Here is a 16,252-nt window from a genome sequence, read left to right on the forward strand (position 1 = left end):
GGCCCCGTTTTGTTTTACAACCCCCCGGGCCACCTCGCCCCCGGTGACGCTTCCGGGGGGCGGCCGGGGGGCGTCCGCCCCCCCGCGGGGGCGGGCCGGGGAGCGAGAGGCTCCCCGGCCCTCGCCGTCGGTGTGTGACCGCTTCTGACCAGGCCGGATCGAATCCTCGCTGTTCCTGTTCGGACGCGGAGGATCGCTATCGATCTGTCGTACGAGACCTCATACCAGAGCGGGACGCTCACCGTATGAGTTTGTCAACTGCCCACCGCACATGATGCGCTGGCGACTACTGTCAGTGGCCGTCGGGAAACAGGGCGGATCAGGGAGCGGGGGGCCGGCACGTGCAGGCGCAGGGCGGACGAGGGAGTCGGCGCGACGGGGATCCCCGCTGCCCGCGCACCACCGACGCCGGCCCGGGGACGGCCGGTGAACCGGGCGGCCGGGCCGGTGGTACCGGCGGCCCGGGTGGTGATCCGGGTGGCCGGGCCGGTGCCGCAACCGCCGCCGATGGCGCGGGGCCGGCCGCCGTCGGCGCCCGTGGTGCCGGGACCCACGGCCCGGGCCGGCACGCGGGCCCCGGTGGCGCCGGGGGCGGGGCCGGGCGGAAGCGTGTCGAGCCCGGGCACGCGGCCCGGGGCGTGCGCAAGCGACCGCGCGAACCCGGTCGCAACCCCGCGAGCCCCCCAGGCACCCAGGCCCGACGCACCAGTACGAGGACACCGATGTCTCACCTCCGCGCACCGGCCGCGCGCGCAGACCGCCGTGAGGGCGGGCGGCACGGGCGGCCCGCCGTCCGCACCGCTCCCGCGCTGCCCGAGACCCACATACGGCCCCAGTTGCTGCGGCTCGCGGTCCTGCCACCCGTCGCCGTCGCACTCAGCGGCTGCGCCGCCGTTCTCTTCACCGTCCGGTCCACCGGAACGCGGCCGGGCCCCACCCTGTGGGCGGTGCTCGGCGGCGCGGTGTTCGTGGCTCTCGTCGGCATCGTCGTCGCCGCCGTCGCCGCCGACCGGGCCGCCCGCTCCGTGCACGACCGGATCGGGGTACTGCGCCGCGGCACCGCCCGGCGCGAGGCCGACCTGCGCACCCTGGTCGAGACCCTGCGCCGCGGCGACGGCCCGCCGCAGCTCCCACCGCAGAGCAGGACCGGCGATCTCGCGGAGGACGCCGACGACTTCGACCTCCTCGCCGCCGACCTGTCCCGCGCGCACGACGGCGCCGTCACCGCCGTCGTACAGGCCTCCCAGCTCTCCAGCCAGACCGGAAGCGAACAGAAGCTCGAGGTGTTCGTCAATCTCGCCCGGCGCCTGCAGTCCCTGGTGCACCGCGAGATCTCCATCCTCGACGAGCTGGAGAACGAGATGGAGGACCCCGACCTGCTCAAGGGGCTCTTCCACGTCGACCACCTCGCCACCCGCATCCGCCGCCACGCCGAGAACCTCGCCGTGCTCGGCGGTGCCGTCTCGCGCCGCCAGTGGAGCAACCCGGTCTCCATGACCGAGGTGCTGCGCTCGGCCATCGCCGAGGTCGAGCAGTACTCGCGGGTCAAGCTCGTGCCGCCGATCGACGGGCAGCTGCGGGGGCACGCCGTCGCCGACGTCATCCACCTCCTGGCCGAACTCGTCGAGAACGCCACGGTGTTCTCCGCCCCGCACACCCATGTCCTGCTGCGCGCCAACCTCGTCACCTCCGGGCTCGCCGTCGAGGTCGAGGACCGCGGACTCGGCATGCCCCTGGAAGAGCAGACGCGGATGAACGCGCTGCTCGCCGACCCCGACCAGGTGAACGTCGCCCGGCTCCTGGCCGACGGCCGCATCGGCCTGTTCGTCGTGTCCCAGCTCGCCCGTCGGCACGGCATCACCGTCCGGCTCCAGTCCAACATCTACGGCGGAGTGCAGGCGGTCCTCGTCGTACCGCAGGCACTGCTGGGAGCGGAGGCCGGGGCCCGGGCCGGGGAGGCCGGGGGAGCGGGGCAGCCGGAGGGCGGAACGTCCGGTGCGGAGCGTCCGGCCCTGGCGGAACCACCCTCCGGGCATGCCGGGCAAGCCGGGCAGGTCGGCCGGACCGGGCAGCTGGAGCAAGCCGGGCAGGGAGGTCAGGCCGGGCAGCTTGAGCAAGATGGACAGCTCGGGCAAGCCGGGCAGGGAGGCCGGGCCGGGGAGCGTGGGCAAGCCGAGCGCGTCGGTGACCAGGCCGGGCAGCGTGGGCAAGCCGTGGGGCGGGGTCTGACCGAGCAGGCCGGTGCCGGAACAGGGCCGAGTGCCGTAGCCGGTGCCACGTTCGCGGGGCAGCCGTCGGTCGAGGAGACCGAATTCGGGTCCTCCTCCCTCCAGTCGCCCGCGTCCGCATCCGCTGCGGCAGTGCCGTTCGCGACGCCGGCACCAGGGGCCTCACGCGGGCACGGACAGGAAACCGAACCAGCTCCGGGCGGGAACGCTCCGGGCGGCAGACACGCGCCCCTGCCCATGCGCGGTGCCCGTCGGGAGCGTCCGACCCCGGCCGAGGCACGGCCCGGCATCGGTCCCGACGACCGGCGCGTGCTCGCCGAGAACGTCACCGAGCTGCCCACCCCCCGCAACGGCGCCGTGCGCGGCACCATGGGCAAACCCCAACTGCCCCGTCGACGCGCCCAGGAGCACATCGCCCCCCAGCTGCGCGACGGTCCGACGCCTCGTCAGGACCCCGGCCATCTCGTGGGCCACGACCCCGGTCTGATGGCGGCCTTCCAGCGCGGCATCAGCCTCGCGGAAGCCCAGCAGAACATGGAGGCCGGGCACACGGACTGGGACGACACGGCGCCCTCCCACATGGACCCGGCCCACACCGGTCCCTCCCACATGGGTTCGGCCCACACGGACCCCTCCCACATGGGCTCCGCGCACATTGGCTCCGCACACATGGACTCCGCGCACACGAGCCAGGCCCAAGCGGACCCCGCAGCCGGCGGATCCGCCCCCAGGGAGCCGATGTCCGTCCGGCCGGTTCCCATCGAGGCGCTCCCCCCGGAGCTGTCCCCCTCGAACGGGCCCGCGCCCGGAGCCCCTTCCGACCACCGCACGACCGCCATCCGGCGGGACGGGAGCGCACCCGCCGGATGACCATCCCCCCTTCCCACCCCCTCTTACACCCCCCCTTTCCACCCCCACCCCCTGCGCTCCCCCAGACCTTCGTACCCCAAGGAGTCGATCCACCATGGCGAGCGATGCGCCGACCGCCCATGTTTCCGATCTCGACTGGCTGATGAGCGGCCTCGTGCAGCGCGTACCGCACACGACCGCCGCGGTGCTCCTGTCCTGCGACGGGCTCGTGAAGTCCGTGCACGGCCTCGACCCGGACAGCGCCGACCACATGGCAGCACTGGCGTCCGGCCTGTACTCCCTCGGCCGTAGCGCCGGTGTCCGTTTCGGCGACGGCGGCGATGTGCGGCAGGTCGTCGTCGAACTCGCCTCGACCCTGCTGTTCGTCACCACCGCGGGCTCCGGCACCTGCCTGGCCGTGCTGGCGGGCCGCGAGGCCGACGCGGCCGTGCTGGGCTACGAGATGGCGATGCTGGTCAAGAGCGTCCGCCCCTACCTGGTGACCGCTCCCCGGCAGTCCGTCGATTCCCCGGCGATGAGGCCTTGAGCGTGACGGCGGCCGGTGACGGGCCCTGGCTCGACGATGCGGCCGGGCGGCTGGTGCGGCCGTTCACGGTCAGCAACGGCCGCACCCGTCCGACCGTCGCGCTCGACCTCGTGTCGCAGGTGATGGCCACCGGGGCGACCCCCCTCGGCTATCTGGGCCCGGAACACGCGCAGGCGATCGAGCGGTGCCGGGTGCCCGTCGCCGTCGCCGAGGTCGCCGCGCACCTCAAACTGCCGGTGGCCGTCACCAAGGTGCTGCTGGCGGACCTCGTCGACTGCGGGGCGCTGACGACCAAACCCCCCGCGTTCCACCACAACCCGACGGACCGGGCCCTTCTGGAGGCAGTGCTCGATGGACTACGACGACAGCTCTGACTACACCGACGGGCCGGGCCACGGCGCCGACCCGTTCCCCACCGCGCTGAAGATCCTGGTGGCGGGCGGGTTCGGCGTGGGCAAGACGACCTTCGTCGGCGCGGTCAGCGAGATCGCGCCGCTCAGCACGGAGGAGCTGCTCACCACCGTCGGCGCCGCGACCGACAACCTCGACGGCATCGAGAACAAGCTCGAGACGACCGTGGCCATGGACTTCGGCCGCATCACCCTCGACCCGCAGCACGTGCTGTACCTGTTCGGCACGCCCGGGCAGGAGCGGTTCTGGTTCATGTGGGACGAGTTGTGCGAGGGCGCGCTCGGCGCGGTCATCCTCGCCGACACCCGCCGGCTCCAGGAGTGCTTCGCGGCCGTCGACTTCTTCGAGCAGCGCGGCCTCGGCTTCATCGTCGCCGTCAACGAGTTCGACGGCGCCTATCGCTACGACCCCGAGGAGGTGCGCGGTGCCCTGGATCTGTCCGCGGACGTCCCCGTCGTGTGCTGCGACGCGCGGATCTCCAGCTCCGGGGTCCAGACCCTGCTGACCCTGGTGCGCCACCTCATCGCCCACACGCACGCCCCCACTACGGGGTATGGCGCCCACACATGACCCCGACACACCCGCCAGAGAACCCCTGTATGACACGAACCCACAGCCCAGGAGCATGCCCATGACCTACGACCCGCCGCGCCCGGCCGGTCGTCTACTGCTCACACCCGAGGACAAGGAGGCCCCCGCCCGCACCGCCCGACTGCGCCGACTCGGCCTGGGGGAGCACCCCGAACCCGCACTCGACGCCTTCGCGCACCACCTCGCCGAGCTCACCGGGGCGCCGTACGCCATGGTCAACTTCCCCGGCGAACACGGGCAGTTCTACGCGGGCCTGTACGTGCCGGCCGTGGCCCCGGTCCTGCGCGGCGACGGCACCGGCCCGCGCCTCGGCCGTGCCCTGCCCCGCGACCACGGCTTCTGCCCTCATGTGGTGGCGCGCCGCAGAGCCCTCGCCCTGGAGGACGTGGCCGACTATCCGCGGTTCGCGGGCAACCCGGTGGTCGACGAGTTCGGCATCCGCTCCTATCTGGGGGCGCCGCTCATCGACGGTACGGGCCTGGTGCTGGGGACGGTCAGCGTGGCGGATGTCGCGCCGCGGCCCTGGGGGAAGCCCGGCCTGACGGCGATCAAGGAACACGCCGCTCGGCTCGTCGCGGAGCTGGAGAGCCGCGACGGCCTGCCGCCCTGCTGACGCCGGGTCCCGCAGGGCCCCGGGGCGTGAAGCAAAGCTGAGGCGGCGCTTAAGAAATCCTCGATGGACCGGCAGGCCGCGGTACGGCAGATTGCACTGCGATCCCACTCCTCTCCCGGTCCAGGGGTTCCTTCGGCATGCCCGGAGCCGGGACTCACCCACTGGAGCCGTAGCGGTGAAGGCGCTGGTCAAGCAGAAGGCGGAACCCGGGCTGTGGCTCGCGGAGGTCCCCGAGCCCACCGTCGGGCCCAAGGACGTGCTCATCAAGGTGCTGCGCACCGGCATCTGCGGCACCGACCTGCACATCCGGGCCTGGGACGGCTGGGCCCAGCAGGCGATCAGCACCCCGCTCGTGGTCGGGCACGAGTTCGTCGGCGAGGTCGTCGAGACCGGCCGCGACGTCACCGACATCTCCGTCGGCGACCGGGTCAGCGGCGAGGGCCACCTGGTGTGCGGCAAGTGCCGCAACTGCCAGGCCGGGCGCCGGCACCTCTGCCGGGCCACCGTGGGGCTGGGGGTGGGCCGGGACGGGGCGTTCGCCGAGTACGTCGCCCTGCCCGCCGGCAACGTCTGGGTGCACCGGGTGCCCGTCGACCTCGATGTGGCCGCGATCTTCGACCCGTTCGGCAACGCCGTGCACACCGCCCTGTCGTTCCCGCTCGTCGGCGAGGACGTCCTGATCACCGGCGCCGGGCCCATCGGCCTGATGGCCGCCGCCGTGGCCAAGCACGCCGGCGCCCGCAACGTCGTGATCACCGACGTCAGCCCGGAGCGGCTGGAGCTGGCCCGCAAGATCGGTGTCAGCCTCGCGCTGGACGTCTCCGGCTCGACCATCGCCGACGGGCAGCGCGCACTCGGACTGCGCGAGGGCTTCGACATCGGCCTGGAGATGTCCGGCCGTCCCGAGGCCCTGCGCGACATGATCGCCAACATGACGCACGGCGGCCGCATCGCGATGCTCGGCCTGCCCGCGCAGGAGTTCCCCGTCGACTGGGCCCGCATCGTCACCTCGATGATCACCATCAAGGGCATCTACGGCCGCGAGATGTTCGAGACCTGGTACGCCATGTCGGTCCTTCTCGAAGCAGGTCTCGACCTCGCACCCGTGATCACCGGCCGCTACAGCCACCGCGACTTCGAGGCGGCGTTCGAGGACGCGGCGAGCGGCCGCGGCGGCAAGGTCATCCTCGACTGGACCGCGTAACTCCCCTTCTCCGCGAGCACCTTAGGAGCTTCCCCCATGTTCGACTCCGTGCGCGACGACTTGCGTGCCACCCTCGACGAGATCCGCGCCGCCGGCCTGCACAAGCCCGAGCGCGTGATCGGCAGTCCGCAGTCCGCCACCGTGAACGTCACCGCGGGCGGCCGCCCCGGCGAGGTCCTCAACTTCTGCGCCAACAACTACCTCGGCCTCGCCGACCACCCCGAGGTCGTCGCCGCCGCCCACGAGGCCCTGGACCGCTGGGGCTACGGCATGGCCTCGGTCCGCTTCATCTGCGGCACCCAGGAGGTGCACAAGGAACTGGAGGCCAGGCTCTCGGCGTTCCTCGGCCAGGAGGACACGATCCTCTACTCCTCCTGCTTCGACGCCAACGGCGGCGTGTTCGAGACGCTGCTCGGCCCGGAGGACGCGGTCATCTCCGACGCCCTCAACCACGCCTCCATCATCGACGGCATCCGTCTGTCCAAGGCCCGCCGCCTGCGTTACGCCAACCGCGACCTCGCCGAGCTGGAGGCCCGCCTCAAGGAGGCGTCCGACGCGCGGCGCCGCCTGATCGTCACCGACGGCGTCTTCTCCATGGACGGCTACGTGGCCCCGTTGCGCGAGATCTGCGACCTCGCCGACCGCTACGACGCGATGGTCATGGTCGACGACTCCCACGCGGTCGGCTTCGTCGGCCCCGGCGGCCGGGGCACGCCCGAACTGCACGGCGTCATGGACCGCGTCGACATCATCACCGGCACCCTCGGCAAGGCCCTCGGCGGCGCCTCCGGCGGCTATGTCGCCGCCCGCGCCGAGATCGTGGCCCTGCTGCGCCAGCGCTCGCGGCCGTACCTGTTCTCCAACACACTCGCCCCGGTGATCGCGGCCGCCTCCCTCAAGGTCATCGACCTGCTGGAGTCGGCGGACGACCTGCGCGTCCGGCTGGCCGAGAACACGGCCCTCTTCCGCGGCCGCATGACCGAGGAGGGCTTCGACGTGCTCCCCGGCGACCACGCCATCGCCCCGGTGATGATCGGGGACGCGGCGGTCGCCGGACGCATGGCGGAGCTGCTGCTGGAGCGCGGCGTCTACGTCATCGGCTTCTCGTACCCGGTGGTGCCGCAGGGCCAGGCCAGGATCCGTGTCCAGCTGTCGGCCGCGCACTCCACGGACGACGTCAACCGCGCGGTCGACGCCTTCGTGGCGGCCCGGGCCCAGCTGGACGCCGAGCAGGGCTGAGGGACGAGTTTGAGACAATCGATCGCATGATCGAAGCGCGGCGGCTCCACATCCTCCGGGCGGTGGCCGACCACCGTACGGTGACGGCGGCTGCCGCCGCGCTGTATCTCACCCCGTCGGCCGTCTCCCAGCAGCTCGCCGCCCTGGAGCAGGAGACCGGCCACCGGCTCGTCGAGCGCGGCGCCAAGGGCGTGCGGCTCACCCCGGCCGGTGAGATCCTGCTCAACCACACCAACGCGGTCCTCGCCCAGCTGGAGCGGGCCGAGGCCGAGCTCGCCGCGTACAGCTCGGGTGCGGCCGGCACCGTCACGGTCGCCTCCTTCGCCACCGGCATCGCCCTGGTCGTCGCGCCCGCCGTGGCCGGTCTCGCCCGGTCGGCCCCCGGGATCCGCATCCGCGTCCAGGACGCCGAGGGCGACGCCAGCCTGCCGATGGTGCTGGACCGGCAGGTCGATGTCGCGGTCGCCGTCGAGTACCGCGGGGCCCCGCCCGCCGACGACCCGCGACTGGCCCACGTACCGCTGTACGCCGAGCCCTTCGACGCGGTCCTGCCGGTCGCCCACCGGCTGGCCGACGCGGCGGAGGTGCCCCTCGCCGAACTGGCCAAGGACGCCTGGATCGGCCCCTACCCCGGCAACCCTTGCCATGACGTGGTGATCCTGGCCTGCGAGAACGCCGGGTTCCAGCCGCGCATGGAGCACTCCTCGGACGACTTCCGCGCGGTCGTCGCCCTTGCCTCGGCCGACGCGGGCGTCGCCCTGGTGCCGCGCTCGGCGCTGCGCGGCATGGACCTCACCGGGGTGGTCGTCCGCCCGGTCGACGGGACGCCCCCCACCCGCCGGGTCTTCGCCGCCGTGCGCAGGGGAGCCGAGGAGCACCCCCTCATCCGCCCCGTGCTGGACGCGCTCGGTGCCGCGGCCGAGGGATGAGCGTCCCGTGACACGCGCGTCGTGCGCCGGGAGGCCCGTGGCCGGGGTCTCGGCCGCGGGCTCCTGGCCGCCGCGAAGGCCGCGGCAGCGGCGGCCGGTGTCAGCCTCCTGCACCTGGACACCGAGACCGGCGGCCCCGCCGAGCGCCTGTACCGGTCCGCCGGGTGGGCCCCGGTCGACGTGATCCCCGACCACGCGGCCGATCCCGGCGGGGTGTTGCGGCCGACGACGATCTACTGCAAGCGTCTCCCGGCAGCCGCTCTGGCCAGGTGACCGTCAGTGGGGACCGATACGGTGCCTGCCATGCCGGATGCCGAAGACGTACGACGGATCGCCCTGTCCCTGCCGGACACGACGGAGAAGATCGCCTGGAGCATGCCCACGTTCCGGGTCGCGGGGAAGATGTTCGCCACGCTGCCGGAGGACGAGACCTCCATCGCCGTGCGCTGCCCCAAGGAGGAGCGGAACGAGCTGGTGCTCGCCGAGCCGGGGAAGTTCTGGATCGCCGACCACGAGTCCCAGTTCGCCTGGGTGCGGGCCCGGCTCGGCGCCATCGAGGACGAGGCCGAACTGCGCGACATCCTGGCCGACTCCTGGCGTCAGGCGGCCCCGACCCGGCTCCTGGAGGCTCACCCCCGCCTGGGCCTCCCGGCGGACTGAGCCTCCGGCCCCACGCGGAAACGGGTGCGCGATCACCGGTATGAGTGCGGTATTGTTTTCCTGCGCGTTCGGCCGGGGGAATCCCCAGGTCAGACGGGCAACGGGACGTGGCGCAGCTTGGTAGCGCACTTGACTGGGGGTCAAGGGGTCGCAGGTTCAAATCCTGTCGTCCCGACGTGTGAAGCAGCAGGTCGGCGGCCGTATCGGAACATTCCGATACGGCCGCTCGACGTTTCGCGCACGCTTCTCTTCCAGGAGCGGCCCCGCCTGCTCATTTCTGTTCGCGCCGGGCGGCGGGGAGTGCCGGCCGGTGCTCGCTCGTGGCGATCCTCGTTGCCATCTCGGCGAGTTGTCTGCAGGCCTGCGCGATCTCCCGTTCGGTGTCGGCGCGTTCGCCGACCGCCGCTCCGAGCAGCAGGGCGGTCAGCGAGGCGGAACCGTTGAACGCCTGCAGGGTGATCATGTCGGTGAACAGGTCATGGCCGGCGAACGGCCCCGACTGCTGTCCGGCCGCGACGATCGCGAAGATCGACACGGCCAGGGCGCAGGGTGCGGCACCGGCCAGCCGGAAGCGGAAGCCGGCCCAGATCAGCAGCGGGAAACCGAGGAACAGCAGCGGTGTGCCGCTGGTCTCGATGAACCCTACGCAGGCCGTGGCCACCACCAGCAAGATCCCCTCCACCCACCGGGACAGCGGCACGCCCGGGGGCCACCGGGCCGAGCGCAGCACGAGCAGCACGGGTGTGACGGCCAGGACACCCATCGCGTCGCCGGTCCACCAGACCGACCAGGTCGACGCGAAGTCACCGGCGTCCAGCACCCCGGTCAGAGCCAGCGTCCCGCTGCCGACCGTGGCGCTGATCAGCATTCCGGTGAAGGCCCCGAGGAAGATCAGGGCCAGCGCGTCCCGCAGCCGGTTCAGTTCGTTGCGGAACCCGGCACGCCGGAGCAGGGCGTAGGAACAGACCGGCGCGAGCGTGTTGCCCGCCGCGATCAACAGGACGGCCCACAGCGACGGACCGAGAGTGACGTTGGTCAGGAACGCGCCGAGAGCGATCCCGGGCCAGACCCGCGGTCCGAGCAGGAGCAGACTCGCGAGCGCGATACCGCTGGGCGGCCACAGCGGGGTGACCTGGCCGCGTACCAGCTGCTGGAGCAGCCCCAGCTCGGCCGAGCCGTAGTACAGCGCGGCGACGGCGCAGATCCCCAGGGCTGTGCGGACGTCGCGCCGGGACCGTGCCTGCCGCGCGACCGTCATCGGGGGCCTCCGCATCGACGTCCCCTCGACCATCATCCGCCGGATCCCCCGGATCCTCCACACCACCGCTGAGCTGGATGTTCGGATCTCGTGGGCGGTACGGCCTCAGACGGGCGGGGTGCGCAGGGCGAGGATGGCCATGTCGTCGTGACCGTCGCTGGGATGGTGATCGGCCAGCGCGTGCACCAGGTCGCGCAGGGGCAGCGCGGTGTGGACCGCGGCGAGATCGGCCAGCGTCGCCAGGCTCTCGTCGATGGGGTGGGAGGGGTGTTCGATCAGGCCGTCGGTGAAGAAGACCAGAGTGGTGCCGGGGAGCAGCAGACGGGAGTGGTCGGGGCGGGGCTCCTCGGGGTCGACCCCGAGCGGCAGCCCGGGCTCCGCGGAGAGGATCTCGACCCGGCGCTCCGGGGTGATCAGCAGGGGCGGGACATGCCCCGCGGTGCTCCAGCGCAGTCGCCAGCCGGACCCCTCCGGCTCGATCCGGGCCAGGGCGGTCGTCGTGACGGGGTTGGGTGTGACCGCCTGGAGCGTGTGGTCCAGCCGGGTCAGCACCGCGCCGGGCGAACTGCCCGGGTCGAAGAGCAGGGCGCGCAGCATGTTGCGGGTGGAGGCCATGGCGGCCGCGGCGTGCAGATCGTGTCCGACCACGTCACCGATGACGACCGCCACCACGTCGTCGGGCAGCGGGATCGCGTCGTACCAGTCCCCGCCGAGCCTGCTGGGCTCCGCGGCCGGCCGGTAGACGGCCGCCGCGGTGAACGGGCGCAGGTCGGGCAGCGTGGGCAGCAGGAGCCGCTGGAACTGCTCGGCTCCGACGCGCACCTGCTCGAACAGGCGGACGTTCTCGATCGCGATGCCGGCGGCGCTGGCCAGGGCCATGACCACGTTCTCGTCGTGGACGTCGAAGGGCTGCCCGTCGCGCCGCTCGGAGAGGTACAGGTCGCCGTAGATCTCGCCGCGGACGCTGATGGCGACGCCGAGCAGGGTCTGCAGGTGCGGATGGCCGGACGGAAAGCCGACGGACGCGGCATGGGCGTGGATGTCGGCGATCCGCAGGGGCTCGGGGTGGCTGATCAGATGGCCGAGGACCCCCCGGCCGGTCGGCAGGCCGGTCTCGGCCAGGTCGGCGCGTTCCCCGTCGGAGAGACCGGCGGTGATGAACTGCTCCAGGTGCTCACCGGTGTCGTTCAGGACGCCGAGGGCACCGTAGCGGGCGCCGACCAGGTCCATGGCGGTGGTCACGATGCGGTGCAGCACCGCGGGCAGCTCCACCTCACGGCTGATGGCCACCACGGCGTCCAGCAGCCCCTGCATCCGGTCCATCGCGTCCAGCAGGGCGCGCGACTGCTCGTCGATCCGATTCAGCTCGCCGCGCAGGCGTACGTGCAGTTCGGGCAGGTGCGGCTGCCCCGGGAATCGGTTCTGGTGCCCTGCCGCCATCGCACGCGCCTCCCGGCCGGAGGTCGGCCACGTGTGAGTAGCTTAGGCCTCAGATCCCGCAGCCCGCATGCGCCAGCGCCTGCTTCAGGAGCACCCCGTGCCCGCCGGGCATCTCGCTCTGCACCGCCTCCGAGACGGCGTCCTGCGGGCTGAACCACACCAGGTCGAGTGCGTCCTGCCGAGGCCGGCAGTCGCCGGTCACCGGCACGATGTAGGCGAGGGACACCGCGTGCTGGCGCGGGTCGTGGTACGGCGTGATGCCCTGCGTCGGGAAGTACTCCGCGACCGTGAACGGCTGGAGCGACGCCGGGACGCGGGGCAGTGCGACCGGGCCGAGGTCCTTCTCCAGATGGCGCAGGAGGGCGTCGCGGACGCGCTCGTGGTGCAGCACGCGGCCGGAGACCAGCGTCCGGCTGACCGTGCCGTCGGGCCCGATGCGCAGCAGCAGGCCGACACTGGTCACTTCGCCGCTGTCGTCGACGCGTACCGGGACGGCCTCGACGTACAGGATCGGCATGCGGGCACGTGTCATCTCCAGTTCGTCGGAGGACAGCCAGCCGGGCGTGGTTTCGGTCATGTCAGACATTGCTTGATCATACTTTCAGCCGTTCGGACTTCCTGGGTAGCCGCTTCAGGGGAACTGTGACCGGCCACACGCTCGTTCAATCGTCCTCGGGCCGTTCGTTCTGCAGCCGGTAGACCCGCAGGGCGTTGTCCCGGCCCGCCCAGCGGGCGATCCGCAGCGCGTCCGGCAGGGCCAGCTCGTCGGCGTCCACCCGCTCCTGCAGCAGCCCCGCGAGCCCCTGCCGGAAGGCGAGCGCCCCGAGATGGTGGAACTCGGGCACACCATAGGCGTCGGAGCTGTACAGCAGCTTGCGGAACGGTGTGATCTCCAGGGCCTCCGCGAGGACCGCACCGGCCCGGGCGGGGCCGACGTGGTGGAGGGTGAGGCCGACGTCGAGGTACACCTGCTCGAAGACCGCCGCCAGGTAGGCGGCCTGCCGCTGGTAGGGCCAGCAGTGCAGGAGCAGCACGGGAACCGTCCCGGCGACGAGGTGCAGCCAGTCCGTGAGGTGGCTGGGGTCGACACGGTGCAGCCGGATGTCGTTGTCGCCGAACCCGGTGTGCAGCTGGAGCGGCAGACCGAGGTCGACGGCGGTCCACAGCAGGTGCCGGATGAGGACCGGGTCGTCGAGACGGCCCCCTCCGCCGAGCCAGGACCGGGCCGCCTCCGTGACGTCCGCGTCCGACGGGCGGGCCGGGTCCAGGTCGAAACCGGTGCGGTAGGCCGCCACCGACTTCACGGCCACCACACCGGGCCGCCGCACGGCGTCCAGCGCGGCCGTGCGGAAGGCGTCCGCGTACGCGCCGGGTTCGACGCCCGCTGCACCCACCGACTCCGCGACGCCCTCCAGCCGCACGACCTCGTACGACGTGCCGCCCGCGGCCACGGCGATGTCCCGGGGCGTGGTGAGGCGGTCGGGGGCATAGCCGGTGTCGACGCAGAAGACGTCCGTGCCCGTGGCACGCAGGAAGCGGCGCTGCACCTCGCGCCAGCCCAGTTCCGAGCGGCGGGCGAGGTACTCCCCGGGGGGAGCGTGCCGGGGCAGGTCGAGCAGGGGAGCGCAGTGCCGGCGCACGGCCACACCCACGGGACTGTCGAAGGGCGATACGCCCGGCCAGGCCTCGCCCTCCGTGAGGAGGGACTCGAACGCGTCCCGGCCGAGGTCGGCCCTGACGGTGCCGTGGCAGTGGTGGTCGACCAGCCGTACGGAGTCGAGCGCCTCGCGGACCGCGGCCATGTCAGTACGCCCAGCGGTACGCCGCCGCCACCCGGTCGTCGTCCAGACCGGCGACGGACGCCAGTTCCCCGAGTCGTACGGCGATCACCGCGTCGGCCAGGACCGGGCCGAGGGCCGCGCGCAGGGCTTCGTCCGCGCGGAACTCCTCGACGGCCCGCTCCAGCGACACCGGCAGCCGCCGCACGCCCCGGCCCGCGGCCTCGGCCTCGGCCTCGCCCAGGCGGGCCGGGTCGCCGGTGGTCTCGTCGGGGAGGGCGGCGGACGAGGTCACGCCGTCCAGCCCGGCGGCGATCAGCGAGCCGATCGCGAGGTAGGGGTTGGCGGCCAGGTCGACGGGCTTGATCTCCAGGTTGGCGGCCCGGTCGCGCAGGCCCGCGGTGCCGGTGACGACGCGGAGCGCGGTCTCCCGGGTCTCGCGGCCCCAGGCGGTGAACACCCCGGCCCACTGGGAGGGCCGGAGCCGCAGGTAGCTGGCGGGGCTCGGGGCCGTGACGGCCGTGAGGGCGGGCAGGTGGGCGAGGATGCCGGCCGCCAGCGACTCGGCCTCGGCCGTCATGCCGTACCTCCCCGGGCCGCCGGAGTGCAGGTTGGCCCCGTCGCGCCAGGCGGACAGGTGGACGTGCCCGCCGTTCCCCACGCCCTGGCCCACGACGGCCGGGGCGAAGGACACCCTCAGCCCGTGCCGCCCCGCCACCGCCCGCACGGTCTGCCGGACCAGCACGCTGAGGTCGGCCGCCGCCACCGGATCGACGGCACCCACCGAGATCTCGAACTGCCCCGCCGCGTACTCGGGATGGACCTGTTCCACCTCGATGCCCTGGGCCGCGCACGCCGCCAGTACGTCGGCGGTGTAGTCACCGAGCTCGACCTGCCGGGTCGCCCCGTACGCCGGCCCGGTCGTCGCGGGCACGAACGCGTCGCCGGGGGCGTCGCCCCGGGCCACCGTCCACTCGACCTCGATGGCCGCCCTGAAGGTGAGGCCGTGCCGCTCGGCCGCCTCGGTGACGATCCGGCGCAGGAACGTGCGGGTGCAGCCGGGATGCCGCTCGCCGTCCTGGGTGATCCGGTCCACCGGCGCCCAGGCCCAGCCGGGCTGCCCCGCCAGGACGGCGAGCCGCTCCAGATCCGGGTACAGACGCAGATCGCCGTCGGGGGAGCCCAGGACGTCGGTGGTGACGACGGAGTCGTTCGCCAGGAACGTGTCGAACACCGGCGACATGCCGACGCCCCAGGCCGCGGCCGAGGGGAGCCGGGCCGTGGGGACGGTCTTGACCCGGCCGATGCCCGCGGTGTCTACGTAGGCCAGCACCACGCCGTGCACACCCCGGCCGGCGAGCTCGCCGCTCAGCGCGGTGGCCCGCTCGACATCGCCGGGACGGCCGCCGGGCACGGGATCGGCCAGGGTGGTCATACGTCCTCCCGCGGTTCACCGGACTTCTGCGACGAGGGCGGCACCGTCAGGGCTTGACGGCCACCACGCCGTACTGCGGCACCACGACCGCCGACCCGGGCTCGGCGCGCCACTGCCCGCACGACACCATGCCGGGATCGAGCAGCTCCAGGCCTTCCAGAAACGCGGCGATGTCCGCGCCGCTGCGGGCCGTGATCGGGGGAGTGGCGTTCTCGTTCCAGAACTTCATGGCCGGGATCTGGCCCGCGCCGCCCAGCTCGTCGTCGAAGGTCGGGTGGGTGAGGACCAGGAAGCTGCCGGAGGGCACCGCGTCCATCACCCGGCGCACGATCTCCCGGGCCTTGCCGACGTCCAGGACGAAGTTGAGGATGCCCAGCATCATCACGGCGACGGGTTCGGTGAGGTCGAGGGTGTGCCCGGCCCGTTCGACGATGGCGTCCGGGTCGTGCACATCGGCGTCGATGTAGGCGGTGACGCCGTCGGGGGTGCCGGTGAGCAGGGTGCGGGCGTGCACCAGGACGATCGGGTCGTTGTCGACGTAGACGACGCGCGCGTCGGGCGCGAGCCGCTGGGCGATCTCGTGGGTGTTGTCCGCCGTCGGCAGTCCCGTGCCGATGTCCAGGAACTGCCGCACGCCGCGTTCACCGGCGAGGAACGACACAGCCCGGCCGAGGAAGTCCCGGTCCGCCCGGGCGATGTCCCGGATGATCGGGAACATGCCGGCGACGTGCTCGCCGACCCGCTGGTCGACCTCGTAGTTGTCCTTGCCGCCGATCCAGTAGTTCCACACGCGCGCGTTGTGCGCCACACCGGTGTTCAGCCTCGCCGACCCTCCCGAAGGGGTGTGGCCATCACTCACGACTCGTCCTCTCCTCGCCCGCACGACCCAAACCGGTCATCGCCGTCATTGTGCCGCTCCGATGATCGGCTGTCCCGGGAATCGGCGGAGCGGGAACGGCGGTTGGCGCTGGAAAGGAGCTCGTCGGTGTGCCGGACGGCCTGGGTCGTGTGCCCGAACAGCCCGCCGACCCCCCAGCGGGCGCCCCGGCCTAAGGGACAACACCAAAGGT

The 16,252-nt window shown here is 72.8% G+C and carries 15 protein-coding genes, 1 tRNA gene and 1 pseudogene; 11 read left to right on the top strand and 6 right to left on the bottom strand.

Annotated features, from left to right (window positions below):
* Window positions 1-722 precede the first annotated feature (722 nt).
* The 11 genes and pseudogenes from ACFCXS_RS15840 to ACFCXS_RS15890 all read left to right on the top strand — a co-directional run bounded on the left by ACFCXS_RS15840 (window position 723) and on the right by ACFCXS_RS15890 (window position 9,446).
* Window positions 723-3,098: an ATP-binding protein gene (locus ACFCXS_RS15840; RefSeq protein ID WP_376643843.1), complete on the top strand. Its 2,376-nt coding sequence runs from the start codon at window positions 723-725 to the stop codon at window positions 3,096-3,098.
* 94 nt (window positions 3,099-3,192) lie between these two features.
* Entirely contained in the window at window positions 3,193-3,624 is a 432-nt protein-coding gene (locus tag ACFCXS_RS15845; RefSeq protein ID WP_053671618.1) for a roadblock/LC7 domain-containing protein, read from the top strand.
* A 2-nt stretch (window positions 3,625-3,626) separates the two neighbouring features.
* Window positions 3,627-3,998 (top strand): DUF742 domain-containing protein, encoded by a 372-nt coding sequence (locus ACFCXS_RS15850; RefSeq protein ID WP_344465379.1) that lies wholly within the window; start codon window positions 3,627-3,629, stop codon window positions 3,996-3,998.
* Window positions 3,976-4,605 (top strand): ATP/GTP-binding protein, encoded by a 630-nt coding sequence (locus tag ACFCXS_RS15855; RefSeq protein WP_376643844.1) that lies wholly within the window; start codon window positions 3,976-3,978, stop codon window positions 4,603-4,605. Before ACFCXS_RS15850 ends, ACFCXS_RS15855 begins: the two co-directional genes overlap by 23 nt.
* A gap of 61 nt (window positions 4,606-4,666) precedes the next feature.
* Window positions 4,667-5,239 (top strand): GAF domain-containing protein, encoded by a 573-nt coding sequence (locus tag ACFCXS_RS15860; RefSeq protein ID WP_376643845.1) that lies wholly within the window; start codon window positions 4,667-4,669, stop codon window positions 5,237-5,239.
* Window positions 5,240-5,414: 175 nt separating this feature from the next.
* A complete protein-coding gene (gene tdh, locus ACFCXS_RS15865; protein WP_376643846.1) occupies window positions 5,415-6,443 on the top strand; it encodes an L-threonine 3-dehydrogenase in 1,029 nt (342 codons plus the stop codon).
* A gap of 36 nt (window positions 6,444-6,479) precedes the next feature.
* The gene (locus ACFCXS_RS15870) at window positions 6,480-7,682 is read left to right on the top strand and encodes a glycine C-acetyltransferase (protein WP_376643847.1); all 1,203 of its coding nucleotides are present in this window, start codon (window positions 6,480-6,482) and stop codon (window positions 7,680-7,682) included.
* 26 nt (window positions 7,683-7,708) lie between these two features.
* On the top strand, window positions 7,709-8,611 hold the full coding sequence (locus ACFCXS_RS15875) for a LysR substrate-binding domain-containing protein (protein WP_376643848.1): 903 nt from the start codon (window positions 7,709-7,711) through the stop codon (window positions 8,609-8,611).
* Between the two features lie 18 nt (window positions 8,612-8,629).
* Window positions 8,630-8,884 (top strand): annotated as a pseudogene (locus ACFCXS_RS15880) (GNAT family N-acetyltransferase); the annotation flags it as partial.
* A gap of 30 nt (window positions 8,885-8,914) precedes the next feature.
* A complete protein-coding gene (locus ACFCXS_RS15885; protein ID WP_376643849.1) occupies window positions 8,915-9,271 on the top strand; it encodes an MmcQ/YjbR family DNA-binding protein in 357 nt (118 codons plus the stop codon).
* Between the two features lie 101 nt (window positions 9,272-9,372).
* Window positions 9,373-9,446: transfer RNA gene (locus ACFCXS_RS15890), tRNA-Pro, on the top strand.
* 96 nt (window positions 9,447-9,542) lie between these two features.
* Here ACFCXS_RS15890 and ACFCXS_RS15895 read toward each other — a convergent pair.
* The 6 genes from ACFCXS_RS15895 to ACFCXS_RS15920 all read right to left on the bottom strand — a co-directional run bounded on the left by ACFCXS_RS15895 (window position 9,543) and on the right by ACFCXS_RS15920 (window position 16,041).
* A complete protein-coding gene (locus ACFCXS_RS15895; RefSeq protein WP_376643850.1) occupies window positions 9,543-10,529 on the bottom strand; it encodes an MASE1 domain-containing protein in 987 nt (328 codons plus the stop codon).
* Between the two features lie 105 nt (window positions 10,530-10,634).
* Entirely contained in the window at window positions 10,635-11,969 is a 1,335-nt protein-coding gene (locus ACFCXS_RS15900; protein WP_376643851.1) for a PP2C family protein-serine/threonine phosphatase, read from the bottom strand.
* 49 nt (window positions 11,970-12,018) lie between these two features.
* Window positions 12,019-12,555 (bottom strand): NUDIX hydrolase family protein, encoded by a 537-nt coding sequence (locus ACFCXS_RS15905; RefSeq protein WP_376643852.1) that lies wholly within the window; start codon window positions 12,553-12,555, stop codon window positions 12,019-12,021.
* Between the two features lie 76 nt (window positions 12,556-12,631).
* A complete protein-coding gene (locus ACFCXS_RS15910) occupies window positions 12,632-13,771 on the bottom strand; it encodes an amidohydrolase family protein (RefSeq protein WP_376643853.1) in 1,140 nt (379 codons plus the stop codon).
* 1 nt (window position 13,772) lies between these two features.
* Window positions 13,773-15,182, bottom strand: coding sequence for a glutamine synthetase (locus tag ACFCXS_RS15915; protein ID WP_376643854.1), 1,410 nt, complete (start codon window positions 15,180-15,182; stop codon window positions 13,773-13,775).
* 46 nt (window positions 15,183-15,228) lie between these two features.
* On the bottom strand, window positions 15,229-16,041 hold the full coding sequence (locus tag ACFCXS_RS15920; RefSeq protein WP_376643855.1) for an SAM-dependent methyltransferase: 813 nt from the start codon (window positions 16,039-16,041) through the stop codon (window positions 15,229-15,231).
* Between the last annotated feature and the right edge of the window lie 211 nt (window positions 16,042-16,252).

The organism is Streptomyces sp. NPDC056373 (genome assembly GCF_042262425.1).
Lineage (GTDB): Bacteria > Actinomycetota > Actinomycetes > Streptomycetales > Streptomycetaceae > Streptomyces.